17 protein-coding genes and 1 riboswitch are annotated in these 14905 nt (G+C 54.3%); of the genes, 3 read left to right on the forward strand and 14 right to left on the reverse strand.

Features of this window, described 5'->3' with window-relative positions; genetic code table 11:
• Positions 1–14 precede the first annotated feature (14 nt).
• Positions 15–950, reverse strand: a complete 936-nt coding sequence (gene metA, locus ACQ4N8_RS16890) for a homoserine O-acetyltransferase MetA (RefSeq protein ID WP_430705522.1) — start codon at positions 948–950, stop codon at positions 15–17.
• 112 nt (positions 951–1062) lie between these two features.
• Positions 1063–1194: riboswitch (SAM riboswitch) on the reverse strand.
• A 489-nt stretch (positions 1195–1683) separates the two neighbouring features.
• Between metA and corA the strand changes: the two genes are divergently transcribed.
• On the forward strand, positions 1684–2619 hold the full coding sequence (gene corA, locus ACQ4N8_RS16895) for a magnesium/cobalt transporter CorA (protein ID WP_430705523.1): 936 nt from the start codon (positions 1684–1686) through the stop codon (positions 2617–2619).
• Between the two features lie 421 nt (positions 2620–3040).
• On the opposite strand, the gene ACQ4N8_RS16900 is transcribed toward corA, so the two are convergent.
• The gene (locus ACQ4N8_RS16900) at positions 3041–4045 is read right to left on the reverse strand and encodes an HRDC domain-containing protein (protein WP_430705524.1); all 1005 of its coding nucleotides are present in this window, start codon (positions 4043–4045) and stop codon (positions 3041–3043) included.
• 243 nt (positions 4046–4288) lie between these two features.
• On the opposite strand from ACQ4N8_RS16900, the gene ACQ4N8_RS16905 reads away from it, so the two are divergent.
• Positions 4289–4591, forward strand: a complete 303-nt coding sequence (locus tag ACQ4N8_RS16905; RefSeq protein WP_430705525.1) for a DUF3055 domain-containing protein — start codon at positions 4289–4291, stop codon at positions 4589–4591.
• 80 nt (positions 4592–4671) lie between these two features.
• Here the strand turns inward: ACQ4N8_RS16905 and ACQ4N8_RS16910 are convergent, their stop codons facing one another.
• The 9 genes from ACQ4N8_RS16910 to ACQ4N8_RS16950 form a co-directional block, all read right to left on the reverse strand.
• Positions 4672–5553 (reverse strand): 5'-3' exonuclease, encoded by an 882-nt coding sequence (locus ACQ4N8_RS16910; RefSeq protein ID WP_430705557.1) that lies wholly within the window; start codon positions 5551–5553, stop codon positions 4672–4674.
• 61 nt (positions 5554–5614) lie between these two features.
• The gene (locus ACQ4N8_RS16915) at positions 5615–5977 is read right to left on the reverse strand and encodes an arsenate reductase family protein (RefSeq protein ID WP_430705526.1); all 363 of its coding nucleotides are present in this window, start codon (positions 5975–5977) and stop codon (positions 5615–5617) included.
• Positions 5978–6297: 320 nt separating this feature from the next.
• On the reverse strand, positions 6298–7257 hold the full coding sequence (locus ACQ4N8_RS16920) for an RluA family pseudouridine synthase (protein WP_430705527.1): 960 nt from the start codon (positions 7255–7257) through the stop codon (positions 6298–6300).
• The gene (locus tag ACQ4N8_RS16925; RefSeq protein ID WP_430705528.1) at positions 7254–7823 is read right to left on the reverse strand and encodes a cob(I)yrinic acid a,c-diamide adenosyltransferase; all 570 of its coding nucleotides are present in this window, start codon (positions 7821–7823) and stop codon (positions 7254–7256) included. Before ACQ4N8_RS16925 ends, ACQ4N8_RS16920 begins: the two co-directional genes overlap by 4 nt.
• A 153-nt stretch (positions 7824–7976) precedes the next feature.
• Complete coding sequence (locus tag ACQ4N8_RS16930) at positions 7977–8240, reverse strand: aspartyl-phosphate phosphatase Spo0E family protein (RefSeq protein ID WP_430705529.1); 264 nt, start codon at positions 8238–8240, stop codon at positions 7977–7979.
• Positions 8241–8368: 128 nt separating this feature from the next.
• Positions 8369–9577, reverse strand: a complete 1209-nt coding sequence (locus tag ACQ4N8_RS16935; RefSeq protein WP_430705530.1) for an aminotransferase class I/II-fold pyridoxal phosphate-dependent enzyme — start codon at positions 9575–9577, stop codon at positions 8369–8371.
• A 14-nt stretch (positions 9578–9591) separates the two neighbouring features.
• The gene (locus tag ACQ4N8_RS16940) at positions 9592–10092 is read right to left on the reverse strand and encodes an Lrp/AsnC family transcriptional regulator (RefSeq protein WP_430705531.1); all 501 of its coding nucleotides are present in this window, start codon (positions 10090–10092) and stop codon (positions 9592–9594) included.
• Positions 10093–10259: 167 nt separating this feature from the next.
• Positions 10260–10649, reverse strand: a complete 390-nt coding sequence (locus ACQ4N8_RS16945) for a spore coat protein (RefSeq protein ID WP_430705532.1) — start codon at positions 10647–10649, stop codon at positions 10260–10262.
• Positions 10650–10696: 47 nt separating this feature from the next.
• Entirely contained in the window at positions 10697–10927 is a 231-nt protein-coding gene (locus tag ACQ4N8_RS16950; protein WP_430705533.1) for a hypothetical protein, read from the reverse strand.
• Between the two features lie 156 nt (positions 10928–11083).
• Between ACQ4N8_RS16950 and ACQ4N8_RS16955 the strand changes: the two genes are divergently transcribed.
• Positions 11084–12322, forward strand: a complete 1239-nt coding sequence (locus ACQ4N8_RS16955) for an NAD(P)/FAD-dependent oxidoreductase (RefSeq protein ID WP_430705534.1) — start codon at positions 11084–11086, stop codon at positions 12320–12322.
• A 21-nt stretch (positions 12323–12343) separates the two neighbouring features.
• Here the strand turns inward: ACQ4N8_RS16955 and ACQ4N8_RS16960 are convergent, their stop codons facing one another.
• The 3 genes from ACQ4N8_RS16960 to ACQ4N8_RS16970 form a co-directional block, all read right to left on the reverse strand.
• Complete coding sequence (locus ACQ4N8_RS16960; protein WP_430705535.1) at positions 12344–13546, reverse strand: MFS transporter; 1203 nt, start codon at positions 13544–13546, stop codon at positions 12344–12346.
• Between the two features lie 160 nt (positions 13547–13706).
• On the reverse strand, positions 13707–14306 hold the full coding sequence (locus ACQ4N8_RS16965; protein WP_430705536.1) for a hypothetical protein: 600 nt from the start codon (positions 14304–14306) through the stop codon (positions 13707–13709).
• Positions 14307–14465: 159 nt separating this feature from the next.
• The gene (locus ACQ4N8_RS16970; RefSeq protein WP_430705537.1) at positions 14466–14882 is read right to left on the reverse strand and encodes a DUF350 domain-containing protein; all 417 of its coding nucleotides are present in this window, start codon (positions 14880–14882) and stop codon (positions 14466–14468) included.
• Positions 14883–14905: the final 23 nt, after the last annotated feature.

Here is a 14905-nt window from a genome sequence, read left to right on the forward strand (position 1 = left end):
GCTATCCCTCCACCTTAAATTTCATATACAAAGTCCGCCGTCTGGTCGATATCATATGGCGTTTCTTGATACACATAGTAGTTTAGCCAATTGGAAAATAATAAGTTTGCATGGGCCCGCCAGGAAGATACCGGCGTCCGGGTCGGATCGTCGTTCGGAAAATAGTTGACCGGCAGTTCGATCACCATTCCTTTCGCCGCATCGCGTTCATACTCCCATTTCAGGGACGTCGGGTCGTACTCCGAATGGCCGGTGACGAAAATCTGTTTGCCGTCGCGGCTTGCCACGAGATAGATGCCGGCTTCCTCGGATTCGGCCAAGATTTGCAGCTCCGGCACCCGCTCGATGTCCGACCGCTCCACGTCCGTATGGCGGGAATGCGGCACCTGGAATATTTCGTCAAACCCGCGCAGCAGCTTCACCTTCGGATCGTTGACGGTATGGGGGAAGACGCCGAAGCATTTTTTCTCCAGAGGGATCTTGCGTACGCCGTAATGGTAGTAGAGGCCCGCCTGGGAAGCCCAACAGATGTGCATGGTCGAAGTGACGTGGGTTTTGCTCCAATCGAAAATTTCCTTCAGCTCATCCCAATAGTTCACGTCTTCGAAATCCAGCTGCTCCACCGGAGCTCCCGTCACGATCATCCCGTCGAAACGATGCTTTTTGATTTCGTCGAACGTTTTATAGAACATCTCCAAATGCTCCGCCGGGGTGTTTTTCGAGGTATGGGAGCTCGGATGGAGCAGGACGATTTCGACCTGGAGCGGCGTATTCCCAAGCAAACGCAAGATTTGCGACTCCGTCGTTTCTTTGGTCGGCATCAGGTTCAGGATCGCGATCCGCAGCGGGCGGATGTCTTGATGGTAAGCGCGGCTTTCGTCCATGACGAAAATATTCTCGCTGGTCAGCACTTCCTTCGCCGGCAAATGATCCGGTACTTTAATCGGCATGTGGGCTCACTCCTTGTCATCGATTTTTGGAAATCCTATCGCTTCGAACGGGCCATAACAAGAATGACCTCTCTCACGGGGAGAAAGGTCATTACGTATCCTGTATGCGCCTCTCTCATCTCTCAGAAGCCGCTTCGTAAGCTTATAGCTTACGCGGTTCTGCAAGAATTAGCACCGCTGCGATTATGCATCGCCGGTTGCCGGGTATCATCGGGCTAGTCCCTCCACCTGCTCTTGATAAGATTTCGCTATATTTAATTGGTAAAAAGGATGGGCGTTACGCGCCTACTCCCTGACATCACTTTAATGTATCCGGCGGCATTCCGTCAAGAACCTGAGAGAAAAATCACACGACTTTTCATGGACCGCTTTCGCCCGGTGTACATAGTATACTTTTGGGTTGAAACATTTCATTCGCTGGCGTTATACTAGACAAGTGCCTTTAGGCCCAGACGGGCTGAGGCCGAATGATTGTTCCGTTCAACCTGAAAAATAGCGAGGTGAAACCGAGAATGGAAGGCGACCCGAGTCCGCAGAGGACCACCCAGGAAGACCAATTGCATAGGAAACCGAACCGCTGGGTGCCTGCGGAACGTTCAGGGCACTTTCGTTTCCCGGTGTTTGCATAAACGCCTTATTGGGCGTTCACGAGGACAAACAGCTGGTCTCTTTCCTATGCTCCAACCAAGAGCATACCCTGGCGACAGCGCCCGGGGAAAGGGAGTGAAAGCAAATGAAAATCCGTCATGTCAAAGCCGGCGTGTTCACGACCGTAGAGGATGTGGAATTGACCACCACCGCTCCGGAGGAGGGCTTCTACTGGATCGACGCCGATGTGGACGATCTCGCCCTGCTGCAGCCGTTGTTTTCGCTGCATGATCTGGCCGTGGAGGACTGCTTGACCGAAGAGGAGCAGCGTCCGAAAATCGAGACCTACGACAATCACTATTTCATTGTCGTCAACAGCATCCGTTATGACGATGAAGAAATTTTTCTGCGCGCGTTGAACCTATTTTTGGGACGGCATTATATCATTACGGTTACTAAACAGAAAATCAACGAGCTGCGCGCCGTGAAGCCGATTCTGTGGGAGCAGGAGGTCAGCGAGCCCGACCGGTTCCTGTATCTGCTGATCGACCTCGTGGTCGACAACTATTTCACCGTCGGCGACCGGATCGAAGTGAAGATCGAAAAACTCGAGGAAGACATCCTCATGCATACGAAACGTTCGCACCTGAACGAAATCATCGGGCTGCGAAGCGAAATTTTGTGGCTGAAGAAAGTGCTTGGTCCGCAAAAAGAAGTGATTAACATTTTGAATAAAAAAGATCTCCGGCTGATCGACGACCAGTTGCAAAAATATTTCAGCGACATTTACGAAAATGCCGTAAAGATCTCCGAGAACTTTGACACGTTCCGCGAGCTGGTAGGCAACTTACGCGAGGCCTACCAGGCCGCCATCGCCAACCGGGCCAACGAAATCATGCGCGTGTTTACCGCAATTACGACGATCTTTATTCCGCTGACGCTGATCACCGGCATTTATGGGATGAACTTCGACCATATGCCGGAGATTCATTCGCGTTACGGCTACTTCATCGTCCTTGGCGTGATGTTCGTGCTGGGTTTAGGCATGTTCTATATCTTCCGGAAACGGGATTGGATATGAAGAGGAGAAAGTGCGGCGAAGTCTTGGGGCAGGCCGGTGATTCAGACTTACGATCGCTGTTGCCGACGGATTGCTTTGATTTCCGATCCAAAAGGATGCAATCCGCCGGAAAAGGCGAAACGCTTCGCTTCTTCGATTCTGAATCCCCTCTCTGCCTTGGACTTCAACGCACTTTTCGGAGAGTAAGTTAGGCTAACGCGGGCTGGGTTCGCGTTGGCCTTTTTTGCATGAAGTGACGAGGCTCAGTTCAGTTTTAGCCCTTTCGGGGCAATAACCTGCATTTTTGCAGGTTTTCCCTGGCATTTGCCGGTAACCGGCGCACGGCGGTGCCGCTAATAATCCTGGTTTCGTTAACAGCGCAAAGGAAAAGCGAGGACAGTGGTTGGCTATCCTCATTTCCCCGATTGCGGCACGCCGCGCCTTACCCCGCGTGCCGGGCGCTGTCGCGGTGGCGGCGGTAGCGGATCCGGATGAGGCGAAGCCGTTCGTACAGCATGTCGAGATTGCCGCCGTCCGGCGCTTCGGAGCCGTACACTTTTTGCAGCACCGGCTTCAAAAGTGCGTCCCCCAGCTCTTCGTAGGCTTGCCATACGGCCGTCTGCTCTCCCTCAGGCATTTCCTCCAGCTCGGAATTGACCAAATCGTCGGTGTTGTAGCCCTCCTTCTCCAAATCTTCCAGCAGTTCCACGGCCTCTCTTCGCTCGATGCCGGCCCGGGCGCAAATATCCGCTACCTTCAGCCCTTCGGCCAATGCTTCGAGGACGGCGCGGCGTACGCTGTATTTCTCCATCTCCACGCGGAATTTGGCTTCCTTCTGCTTATATAGCCAGGAACGGAATACTTCGGGATCGGTCGCCCCTTCGACCCAATCCAGCGGGAAATCCCGGGCCCGCTCCCCATTCTTGGTGATTTCCAGAAGCTCGGCGCCATATTCGCTCGCCTTGTTCTCCCCCACGCCCGGCAACTGAAGCAGCTCTTCCACCGTACGCGGCAAAAACACGCTGATCATCCGCAGCAGCCGGTTGCTGGCGATCAAGTATGGAGCCTTGCGCTCCGCCGACGCTTTCTTGCGCCGCCAGGCCGCCAGCTCGTTGTACATCGATTCATTCCCGTTCATCTCACTGTAGCAGAACAGCTTCTGAGCGGCCATGCCGCGCCCGCTCAGCTCCTCTTTCTCGTCCCAGATACCTTCCATCACGGGGCGAAATCCCTCCCCGAGTTTGGACGCCAGGCGATGCCGGTAAATATGAAGCATCTCCGACCAGGAGGCCCCCTCATACCAGAGATCCTCCTGCCCTCCATCGGCGCTCAGCTCGTTCCAACCCATCCGCCATACTCCGTCCTCCTCGCCGATCCATACCTGGGCTCCTTTCAGCATAGCCCCGTCATCCTTCTTCTCCAAACTGTTCAAAAACACGATCCGCATTGATCCTTTCGCCTCCTTTGGTCTTCAGTTACGAAGGAGCTTCAACGTCGCGCAAAACGCAAAAAAGCACCTCTCCGCGACAAGCGCAAGAGAGGTGCTTCCTCCAAACGTATACTGTTATCCCTAATAATACCATGTTCAGGCAAGCTGTCAATGCGGATTTTTCAATGTGCCATGTCCTGCATGTTTCCGGTATAATAAACAAGATAACCAGAGATATTCCCATTTCAGGAGGCATGAAGAATGAGCGATCCCCATAAAGAACTTGATTTCCTGTCCGACAGCACCGAAAGCACTTCCACCCGATTCGTTACGTTTATCGGCGGTTCGCTGAAACGGTTTGACCTGGCCGTCACGACCACCAACCGCTTTTACGGGAAAAAGCTGGTGGCCGATCTGCAGAACGGCCGAACCGCCATTTTAGGCACCGACGATCTGGACGAAGAAGGTTATGTTGAGCATATCTTCAATTTGAATGAAGAGGAAGGCGCGGAGCTGCGCACTTTTCTATATCAAGTCGTCGGTGACCCCTACTTTACCGATTAATGGGCTGAAATCCGTGAGCGACGGAAGGCCCGGCTGAATTCAAGATTCGACGTCGATTACGCTTCCCTTCAAAACATCGCTTAAACCACGCCCAACCAGGCGCTGACACTGGCCATTTCCAGTTCCTCGAACTTAGAAACCACGAGTGCCGGGTTCAGTTCGAACCGGCAGGCATCGACGGGGCATTCCAGCTCGATGTCGCAGCGGATCGTCGCGAGCTGCCGGGAATGGTGCAGCATGTCCAGGTCGGCTTCGATTTTGGCGCGAACCGATTTGGACAGCTGGCCAAGGTTGGCTAGGATGCCTTCCACCGAGCCGTATTCCTGCACCAGCTTCAGCGCCGTTTTCTCCCCGATCCCCCGAACGCCGGGATAGTTGTCGCTCGTATCGCCCATGAGGCCTTTCAGATCGACGATTTGCCCCGGAGCCAGCTGTTTTTCCTCCATCAAAGCCTCCGGCGTGTACACCATGTAGTTGCCGTGGCCTTTTTTCATAATGATCACGCTAGTCCGGTCGCTGACCAGCTGCAGCATGTCATGGTCGCCCGTCAGCACCAGCACGTCCATGTCCCGGCCAAACCGGGCCGCCAGCGTCCCGATGCAATCGTCGGCCTCGTATCCCGGCGAGCTGACGTTCGGGATGCCCAAACTGTCCATCACCTCGCGGATCATCGAAAATTGCGGAATCAGTTCGTCCGGCGCTTCCGAACGATTGCCTTTATACTCGGCAAACTGCTCGGTACGAAACGTTTTGCTGCCCAAATCCCAACAGCAGGCGATATGCGTCGGACCGAACTTTTGCACGGCATCCCAGAAATAACGCATAAACCCGTACACCGCGTTGGTCGGAACGCCGGCTTTCGTGCGCCGGATATATCCCGTAGCCGCCGAGGCGTAAAAAGCGCGGAACATGAGCGCCATGCCGTCCACCAATAAGATCGTATCTTTACTGCTCTGTACCAAATTCACGTTTTTTCATAACCACCTTCCTGCACGCGATCCGATCCGGAGCGCGAAACTTGTTCTACTTGCCCCAAACTCTTTCGTATTCTTCTTCCTTATAACCAACGGTCACGGTTTTTCCGTCAGTGACGATCGGGCGCTTGATCAACATGCCGTACGACGACAGCAGCGCGAGCTGTTCCTCCCCCGTCATCCCCGCCAGCTTGTCCTTGAGGCCTAGTTCTTTATAAACCTCGCCGCTGGTATTAAAAAACTTCTTCAACTCCAGCCCGCTTAACTTCACCAGCTTGTCCAACTCGGCTGCGCTCGGCGGAGTTTCCTTGATATGACGCAGCTCCAGTTCATGCCCTTTTGACTGCAGAGACTTGATCGCAATGCGGCACGTGCCGCATTGCGGATATTGGTAAACAACCAGCTTGCTCACGTTGAAAATCCTCCTAAGCGATTTATGTTCATAACCTGCTGATATATTTTATTGCGGAATCCCAGTCACCGTTGTATTCCTGAACAATAATACTCAAGCAACCCATTTCGAGATGAAGTTGGTTATCATCCCATCTGTCGCTTATTCCGGCAACTACATTTTTGTTAATAAGTTCATCTTTTACGATATTCAGCCGCTCTGCCAGTGTGGGTGCCAAATAGATTTCACCGTCGGGAAAATGATTTGTTTTAATCCATTGCTTTGTGGTTTCCAATCGTTTCGGTGAACGTGCGCCCCTTTGTTCCGCTATTTTCCTGCGTTTAACTTCTCTGACGGAGCAACGCCTCCAACTTCCGCATATCCGCCGGTAAATCCGACGTAAAGGTCAGCGCCTCGCCCGTTAGCGGATGGCAAAAGCCCAACTCGGAAGCGTGCAGCGCCTGGCGGCCGATCGCCCCGTCCCAGGCCGCGACCGCTTCGCGTTCCGCCTCCGACAGCCCCTCGAGTCCCGGCATCCCGTAAAATTTGTCCCCGATCAGCGAATGGCCGATCGAGGTCATATGCACGCGGATCTGGTGCGTACGCCCCGTACCAAGGCGCAGCTCGACCCGGGCTCCCGCCCCCAAACATGCCGAGACGTGGTAAAAGGTCAACGCCGGGTAGCCCGACGGGGTTACGATCCGGCGGTGGGGCTCGGCGGGATCGCGGTCGATCGGCCCATCGATGCTCCCTTCCGTCGCCGCCGGGCAGCCGTGCACCAGCGCCGTATACTTCTTCGTCACTTCCCCGGCGATCAGCTGCTCGGAAATATGCTGATGCACGTAGGCGTTTTTGGCGATGGCGATCAACCCGCTCGTCTCCTGATCCAGACGGTGCACCGGACGGAAACGGTATTGCTCGCCCTTCTCCCGCCAATAGTGCACGACGCCGTTGGCGAGCGTCCCGGTATAGTGGCCGTGCGTCGGATGCACGATCACTCCTGCCGCTTTGTTGACGATCAGCAGCGCTTCATCCTCGTACACGATGTCGAACGGGATCGGCTCCGGCAAAATGTCCGTGGACGTTTCCTTTTCCAGGGACACGCTGACCGTATCCCCGACCTTGACCGGGACGCTGATGAACACCCGCTCGCCGTTGAGCTGCACCCCGCGCTCCGTCAGCTTGATTCGCGACAGCAGCTTGCGGGATACGCCCAACCGGCGCTGCAGCACGCTTTTGACCGTCCAGCCCTCTTCGCTTTCGGTCACCTGATACTCGATCGGATCGTAATATTCGGTCATGATTTGTTGCCAAACACCTTCCTGCTGCGGATGTATTCGATATCCGGTACTTGCCGGCGCGCATTCGCGGTACGGGCGGCAGCGAAGAAATAGTCCGAGAGACGGTTCAAATATTTCAGTACTTCCGGATTGACATCCTTGCCATGACTAAGCGTAATCGCCCGTCGCTCGGCGCGGCGGCACACGGTCCGGCAAATATGCAAGGCCGAAGCCAGCGGCGTCCCGCCCGGCAAAATAAACTTCTCCAGGGGCGGATTTTCCGCCTGATGCAGGTCGATCCAGGCTTCTAAATGCTCCGCGAGCCCCGGCGTCACCTTGTAGCGGCTTTCGGACAGCTTGACGTAAGCGAGATCGGAGCCGCAGTCGAACAATTCCTGCTGAATTTGCAGCAGTTGCTCCCGCATATCGCCGAACGTTTCCTCGTCCGTCAAACCGGCCGCTTGCCCAACGAAGCTGTTCAACTCGTCAATCGATCCGTAAGCCTCGACCCGAACATCGTCCTTATCGACTCTCCCGCCAATGACCGAGGTTTGTCCTTGATCTCCGGTTCGTGTATATATGGGCATAAGCCATCCTCCTAAATTGCATACAGATTTGCATTCCAAAGACCAAACTAAATACCATCTTACCATAAATCGAGGCCGCTCTGGGCATGAACTCATAGCAAAAAGGAGATCCGGAAGATCCCCTTGATAAATCAGGTATAGAGCTAACCCTATTTATTTGTTCTTTTGGTAGACTTTCATGAATTCATTGATCTTGAGGTCCAATAAACTGCTGATTTCAATCACGATATCCGAAGTAAAGGATTTTTCCTGAAGAAAAATCTTCTCCATTTTACGGCGAAGCAGGTGAATCTCGTCCTCCAACGTTACTGCATGTGGTGAATTCGGCCGATTCTCTCCGTCCATCCATTGATTCGTTTCATTGACTTCAGCGATTAAAGTATTTTCGAATGGCAGGTTGTATCCACCACAGCGCAAAAGAAATCCCTCCCTGAGAAACTAAAACCTTCTTCCAAAATCAAATTATACCATGTTATTTGACCATTAATCAATTAGAAAATGAAAGAATTGTTAATTAACTCCATTTCTCTTTTGAGGGGCTGCTTTTAACCCTGCTGCAGTTTGTGGACGAACTGCCCCATGCGGTGCAAAGCCTCATTCAGTTGGTTCACTCCCGTCGCATAGGAGCAGCGGAGGAAGCCCTCGCCTCCGGCGCCGAACACATTGCCGGGAACTGCGGCCACCTTGGCCTCGAGCAGCAGGCGCTGAGCGAACTCGTCCGAGCCGAGTCCCGTCGACGCGATGCTCGGAAAAGCGTAGAAAGCCCCCTGCGGCTCATGACAGGTCAGGCCGATATCCCGTAAACCCTGGACGATCAACCGCCGGCGCTGGTTGTAGGATTCGACCATTTGGTCTTTCTCCTCGAGCCCGTTCTTCAAGGCTTCGAGGGCGGCGACCTGGCCCATAACCGGAGCGCACATGACGGTATACTGATGAATTTTGAGCATGGCATAAATCAGATCCGGATGCCCGCAAGCATAACCCATTCGCCAGCCCGTCATGGCAAATGCTTTGGAGAACCCGTTCACGAGAATCGTGCGATCCTGCATTCCCGGAATCGCCGCGAAGCTGACGTGCTTCTGCCCGTAAGTCAGTTCCGAATAGATTTCGTCGGAGATGACGATCAAATCGTTCTCCTCCACGACCTTGGCAATGGGCAGCCAGTCCTCGTAAGTCATGATACCGCCCGTTGGATTGCTTGGATAATTTAAAATAAGGACCTTCGACTTCGGCGTAATTTTGGCTTTCAGGTCTTCGGCCTGCAGCTTGAAGTCTTGGCTTGCGTACGTTTCAACCTCAACCGGCACCCCGCCTCCGATCGAAGCGATCGGCGAATACGAGATATAGCAAGGAACCGGCACGAGGATCTCGTCGCCCGGTTCGATCAGCGCCCGCAAGGCGAGGTCGATCGCTTCGCTGCCGCCCACCGTCACGAGAATTTCATCCTTCAGGTTATATTTCACGTCATAGCTGGTATACAAATACTCGGCGATCGCTTCCCGCAGCTCGGGAGTTCCCGCATTGGACGTATAGCTGGTATAGCCGCGCTCCAGCGAATAGACGCAGGCCTCCCGCACATGCCAAGGCGTGATAAAATCCGGTTCGCCTACGCCAAGCGTAATAATATCTTTGCTCCCGCTGGCCAAATCGAAGAACCGGCGAATGCCGGAGGGCTGGATTTCCCTGACCCGGGGAGCCAAATACGACGTCATCGTTTTCCCTGATTGTTCGGCACGCTGTGATTGAATGCTCATAGCCATTACTTCCTTTACGGAGAGATCAACAAGCGGCGGTCCTCTTCGGGATCTTCAAAAATAACGCCGTCCTGCTTGTATTTTTTGAGAATAAAATGGGTTTTCGTCGACAACACCGATTCCAGCGTGGACAATTTGTCGGAGACGAAGCTTGCCACATCCTTCAGGTTTCGGCCTTCTACCTCCACGAGCAGATCGTAGGCCCCCGACATCAGATAAACGGACTTTACCTGAGGGAACAGGTAGACCCGCTCCGCGATCGCTTCAAAGCCCCGTCCCCGTTCAGGCGTGATTTGCACCTCGATCAGCGCGGTTACTTTCTCGTCGTCCAGTTTGCCGGAATTGATCACCGTCGCGTATTTTACGATCACATGGTCTTCTTCCATTTCCTTGATCGCTTCCGCCACTTCCTCCGCCGCAACGCCTACGAGCGTCGCCAATAATTCCGCATCGCGGCGAGCGTCCTCTTTCAGGAGGTCCAGCAGTTTGAGCTTCAGTTCGCTAAGTTGTTTCATCCCTCATCCTCCAGCGTTTGCTTCCATTTGGAATAAATTTAATACCTATATTACATGAATTTGCGGCGTCTGCATAGAAAAACCGTCCATTCCAGGGAAGCTTTCGGGAACGGACGGTCTTGCGGCGGCAGACGCTTATGCCTGCGTTCTGGCGGCCAAGACAGTGCTCAATTATAGTAAGGGGGCTGCACGTTCGGCTGATGGGCGGCCACGTTCGCCGGATGCGCATGGGCGTTCCATCTTGCCGTCAGCTGCTGGGTAAACCGATGCACCTCTTGCTGCGTTTGTTCCGCTTCCTGAATTTTTTTGTCCAGAAACTGACGTGGGGCCGGTTCCGGTGCCGTATAAATCTGCTGCTTCTTCATCAGCTCGTACAATTCTCCCTGCAAACGCAAGGAGCTGTTGGTCAGTTCCGTAAACAATTGCCGCACGGACAGGCAAGATGCTTCCGTCGTCGCTGTCGTATACTCCCGGACCGTGCGGCGCAAATCGGCCAAGATCGATTTAAGCAAATCGTTCTGCGGCAGAAGCTCCTGGGTGTATGGCTGATTCATCATGGTATATCCTCCTAATCACTTATCGTAATGGTTGCCGATCCCTCGGCTTAATGCATCGTAGGCGCCATCATCTGATGCTGGCGCAGCGATTCCGTCAGCATTTGGAGATGGCGCTCGTGAACCCGGATATGCTCCAGCATCGACTGCCCGATTTCCATGTTCTGGGACAAGGCCGCTGCGGCCGTACACAATTTGCATAACATGTCCTCATTCGAAATCGAATCGGCGATATAATCCAGCTCTTTCATGGATAAAGGCTGCATTAGCGAATGATTCATCAGTTGGTCCCTCCCGTTGTGGTTGCATGCTTCGCTTATTATGTCCCTCCGTTTCTACGTTATGTAAATGCCGCGGGCCCCGTCCACTTTTAGAACAGGTCCCGATGGATATAATGATAGAATCCCCACAAGATCGAAAGGAAGAATACCATTCCTATGAATCTACATACCGGCCATGTCTTTTGGCCAGACACGCTCCCCACGGCTCCATCCTACCCCTCCCTTCACGGGGAGCTTAACTGCGAGATTCTCGTGGTCGGCGGCGGCATCAGCGGAGCGTTGTGCGCTTATCTGCTCGCCGAACGGGGCATCGATACGATCCTTGTTGAACGAGGGCGGATTGCCGGCGGCAGCACCTTGGCAAGCGCCGGTCTGTTGCAGTATGCCAGCGACAAAATGCTTACCTCCTGCATCCGGACCTTCGGCGAAGAACCGGCGGTGCATTTTTACAGGCTGAGCCGCCGGGCGCTGGAGCGCTTGAAGCATATTGGAAGCGGCCTGGAGGAAGCGGCTCGCCTGACCGAACGCACAAGCCTTTATCTGGCCAGCACCGTGCAGGATGCCAAGACGCTTAAAGAAGAATGCGAAACCTTGCAGAAGTTCGGTTTTCCGGCCATCTGGTGGACGGAGGACGAGATCGCAAGCAGGTTCCCGTTTCGTTACCCGGGCGGCATTTGTTCCGAAGGCGATGCAGAGATCAATCCATACGCGTTCGTACGCGGACTTGTTGGGGCGGCAGCCGGAAAAGGGGTTCAGATCTATGAACAAAGCCCGGTTCGCGGCCATGAAGCGGTAAACGGCGGCCGCATCCTTTGCCGCTGCGGCGAAGGGAGCATTTCCGCCAAACACGTCATTTGGGCCACCGGGTACGATACGCAGCAGTTCAAGAAGGATAGCGGAGCCGGCCTTACCGCGACCTACGCCGCGGTGACGGAACCGGCCGGGTCCTTTGAGGACTGGTTCGAGCGCTGCCTGATTTGGGAATCGGCAAGGCCTTACCTTTATTTGAGAACGACGAAGGACGGGCGGATTCTGGCGGGGGGCCTGGACGAGTCCCTTTCCGGAGGGAGGTTGCAGGAAGGCCGCGAAACGCATCAGAGCCAACGGCTGCTGGACTCGATTTACCGCCTGTTTCCAGCGAAAAGCGGGTTAAAAGCAGCCTACGCCTGGGGAGCCGTATTCGGCGAAACCCGCGACGGCCTGCCTTATATCGGCCCCCATCCGAATTTCCCCGGGTTTACCTTTTTGGAGGGTTACGGGGGGAACGGAACGGTTTGCAGCATGATCGCCGCCGAGATGATCGTCGATCAACTGACCGGAACTGCGCGCCGGGACATGGCCTTATTCGCCTTGACGAGAACGACCAAGCCCGCCCCGGACCGGACGCTGCGTTAGCCTAGCCGCCCGTCTATAGCATCAGGCGGCCTTGGTTGCCTGCTTCAGCCATTTGCGCAAGGTCAGCCAGCTCAGCACCGGTGCGGCTCCCAAGCCGAACATGAGCCAGGTGATCGTCCGCATATGGGGGTAAAGGGAATACACCAGGATAAACAGCAGCGTGCCGGCTATACGTCCGACGGTAATGCTAAGCTCCCGCAAAACGATGAGTTCAACCCGCTGCTCCACGCTCTCCTCGCTGTTGCCGATCAGATCGAACACCGAGGATGTGACCGGAATCAAATACAAGGGCAGAAACAGCGACGTTCCGATGCCCATGAACATCAGCGTACCGTAATTCACTTTCCATAACAGTGGCCCGGTCACCGCGGTAATCAAGACGGCGCCGATCAGCATACCGTAGTAACGGGAGCTGAGCTTCATCCACTTCCCCGCCGCCCAGAAGCTGACCAGCGAAACCAGCGAGGTAATCAGCGAGAACTGACCGATGCGCCATTCCGCGGAGGTGCTGATAAAAATCAACAAATTGATGAGAAACGAAAACACGCCTTCCCGCAAACCGTGGGCGGCCGATGCCGGCGCCGCTTGCCGCCAGGGGCTTCCCTCCCGCAGTCTGCGGACCGGCTCAAGCCAGCTGTAGCGCCTGCCCCTTTTTCGTTTTTTGAGCCAGAAGCTGAGCAAGATGCCTACGCCGTAAACGATGAGGGAAATCGTAAAGATCAGCCGGTAACCGGCCTCCCCGTGCTTGGCGGAGATCAGCCAGCCGGAAATCCACGGACCGCCAATCCCGATCATTGAGCCCAAAATGCCGACCCAACCGTTAAAGCGGTCCCGGGTCTCGATGTCGGTCACTTCGAAATAAACGACGTTAAAGGCTAACCAGAACAACCCCGACCCCGAACCGAACAGCAGGCCGAGCGGCCATATGTAATCCACCGTATGTTTTCCCGTCCACAGGACTAGCAAATAGAAAATTCCGGAGACGATGATACCCAGCCGCAAAAAGATCATTTTATCGCGTTCCTTGACCCATTTTCCGGCAATCCAAAAGGTTAGGCCCAGCGTTATCTGCTGGCTGAACGTAAACCAGGCGATCAGGTTGAAATCGGGCTTCACCTTCCAGATGTATACGTTCAGGAACGTCCCCGACAATGCGCCGGCGAGCACAAACAATCCGTTTACCATCAGCAAAAGGATGGACTGGCTGTTCAGTTGTTTTCTCATGAGTTCGCTCCTCCAGGTACTAAAGTTCCCCCTGTAAGATACCCAAAAACGGCTGAACCATGAGCAACATTTACAGCCAACGGCCCCCCATCGAACCGGTTCGATGAAAATAGCCCTGTCCACCGAGGACAGGGCTTAGCTCAAAAGCATTCCAACCTATTCAGTTCGCGTCGTCTTCGCCGCTAATGGAACGGATCAGGGAAATGCGGTCCTCTTCTCCAAGAAAACGGCTTACATGGAAGCAAGCGGAGCATACGTATACGTTTAGCTTGACGGAGTCCGGCAGCAGCGGGCGATCCAGTCCTTCCGGCACCACCGCGTCGAAACTTCCCGCCGCCGCCATCGTTTGCTTACCGGCATAAATCATGTACTCCCGGCAATGCGGACATTCCGGCACTTCCTCCTGAACGTCCAGCAGCATTTCCACGCCCGTTTCGTAGGCCAGCAGATCGCCGCCCGCAGCCGTAAACGCTTCAACCCGGCGCACGGCCCCCAAATGGGCAGGGCCTTCCTCCTCCTCCCCCCAGTAGAGATCGCCATCCTCTTCGGCATCCTCAAGATCATGAGGATGAAGCGACTTGCGATCGTTAAAAGGATGATCATCGTTCTCTTCTTCCAGATCCTCCTCATGCCCGAGGTTGATGGTCATCGTACGATAACCTTTAAGCTCGTTGTGGCAATAGGGGCATTCTTCCTCCGGCCCCAATTCTTCGTCCCACACGATTTCCGTCTGGCACCATGGGCAGATCGTCGTTTCCATTCCTATTCGTCCTTTCGTTGCCAAATTAAGCGTTCCATAAGCTCTCTCGAGTCTCACTGATAACTTAAGTAAATAATGCCTGCGGCCATAAACAGAACGGCGGCTACGAACAACACTCTGATCAGTTTTTTCATGTTCGTTTACTCCCCCTAAACCAGCCTAACCTATACATGCACCTATCAAAAAGGACACCGCAACCGAAACTGCCATGGATATAAAGCCCACGCTGGTGTTCCCGGCGGCGATTTCTTGATCGATGCGGAACACCGGCGTCAGAAATTCGAATAACAGATAGGCTGCGAACAGCAGCAGGGCACCCACTGCGGACCAGATCATAAAGTCGTATATGGACGGATGAGCCGCGGCGTACCGAATGATATGGGCCAGCCCGAATATTTTCCCTCCGGTCGCCAGCGAAGCCGCCATATTCCCTCGTTTGATCTCTTGCCAACAACGGTATTTCGTGAACAGCTCAAAGCAGGAAAGAAACACGATCAACTCCAACACCGCGACCGAGAAATAACCGACCATCAATCCGAAAGGCTGCTCCAGCAGCGGATCAATGCTTTCCTTCAATTGCGCCCTCTCCTCTCCGTCCC

Origin of the sequence: Paenibacillus macerans (assembly GCF_050565405.1) — a bacterium.
GTDB lineage: Bacteria > Bacillota > Bacilli > Paenibacillales > Paenibacillaceae > Fontibacillus > Fontibacillus macerans_B.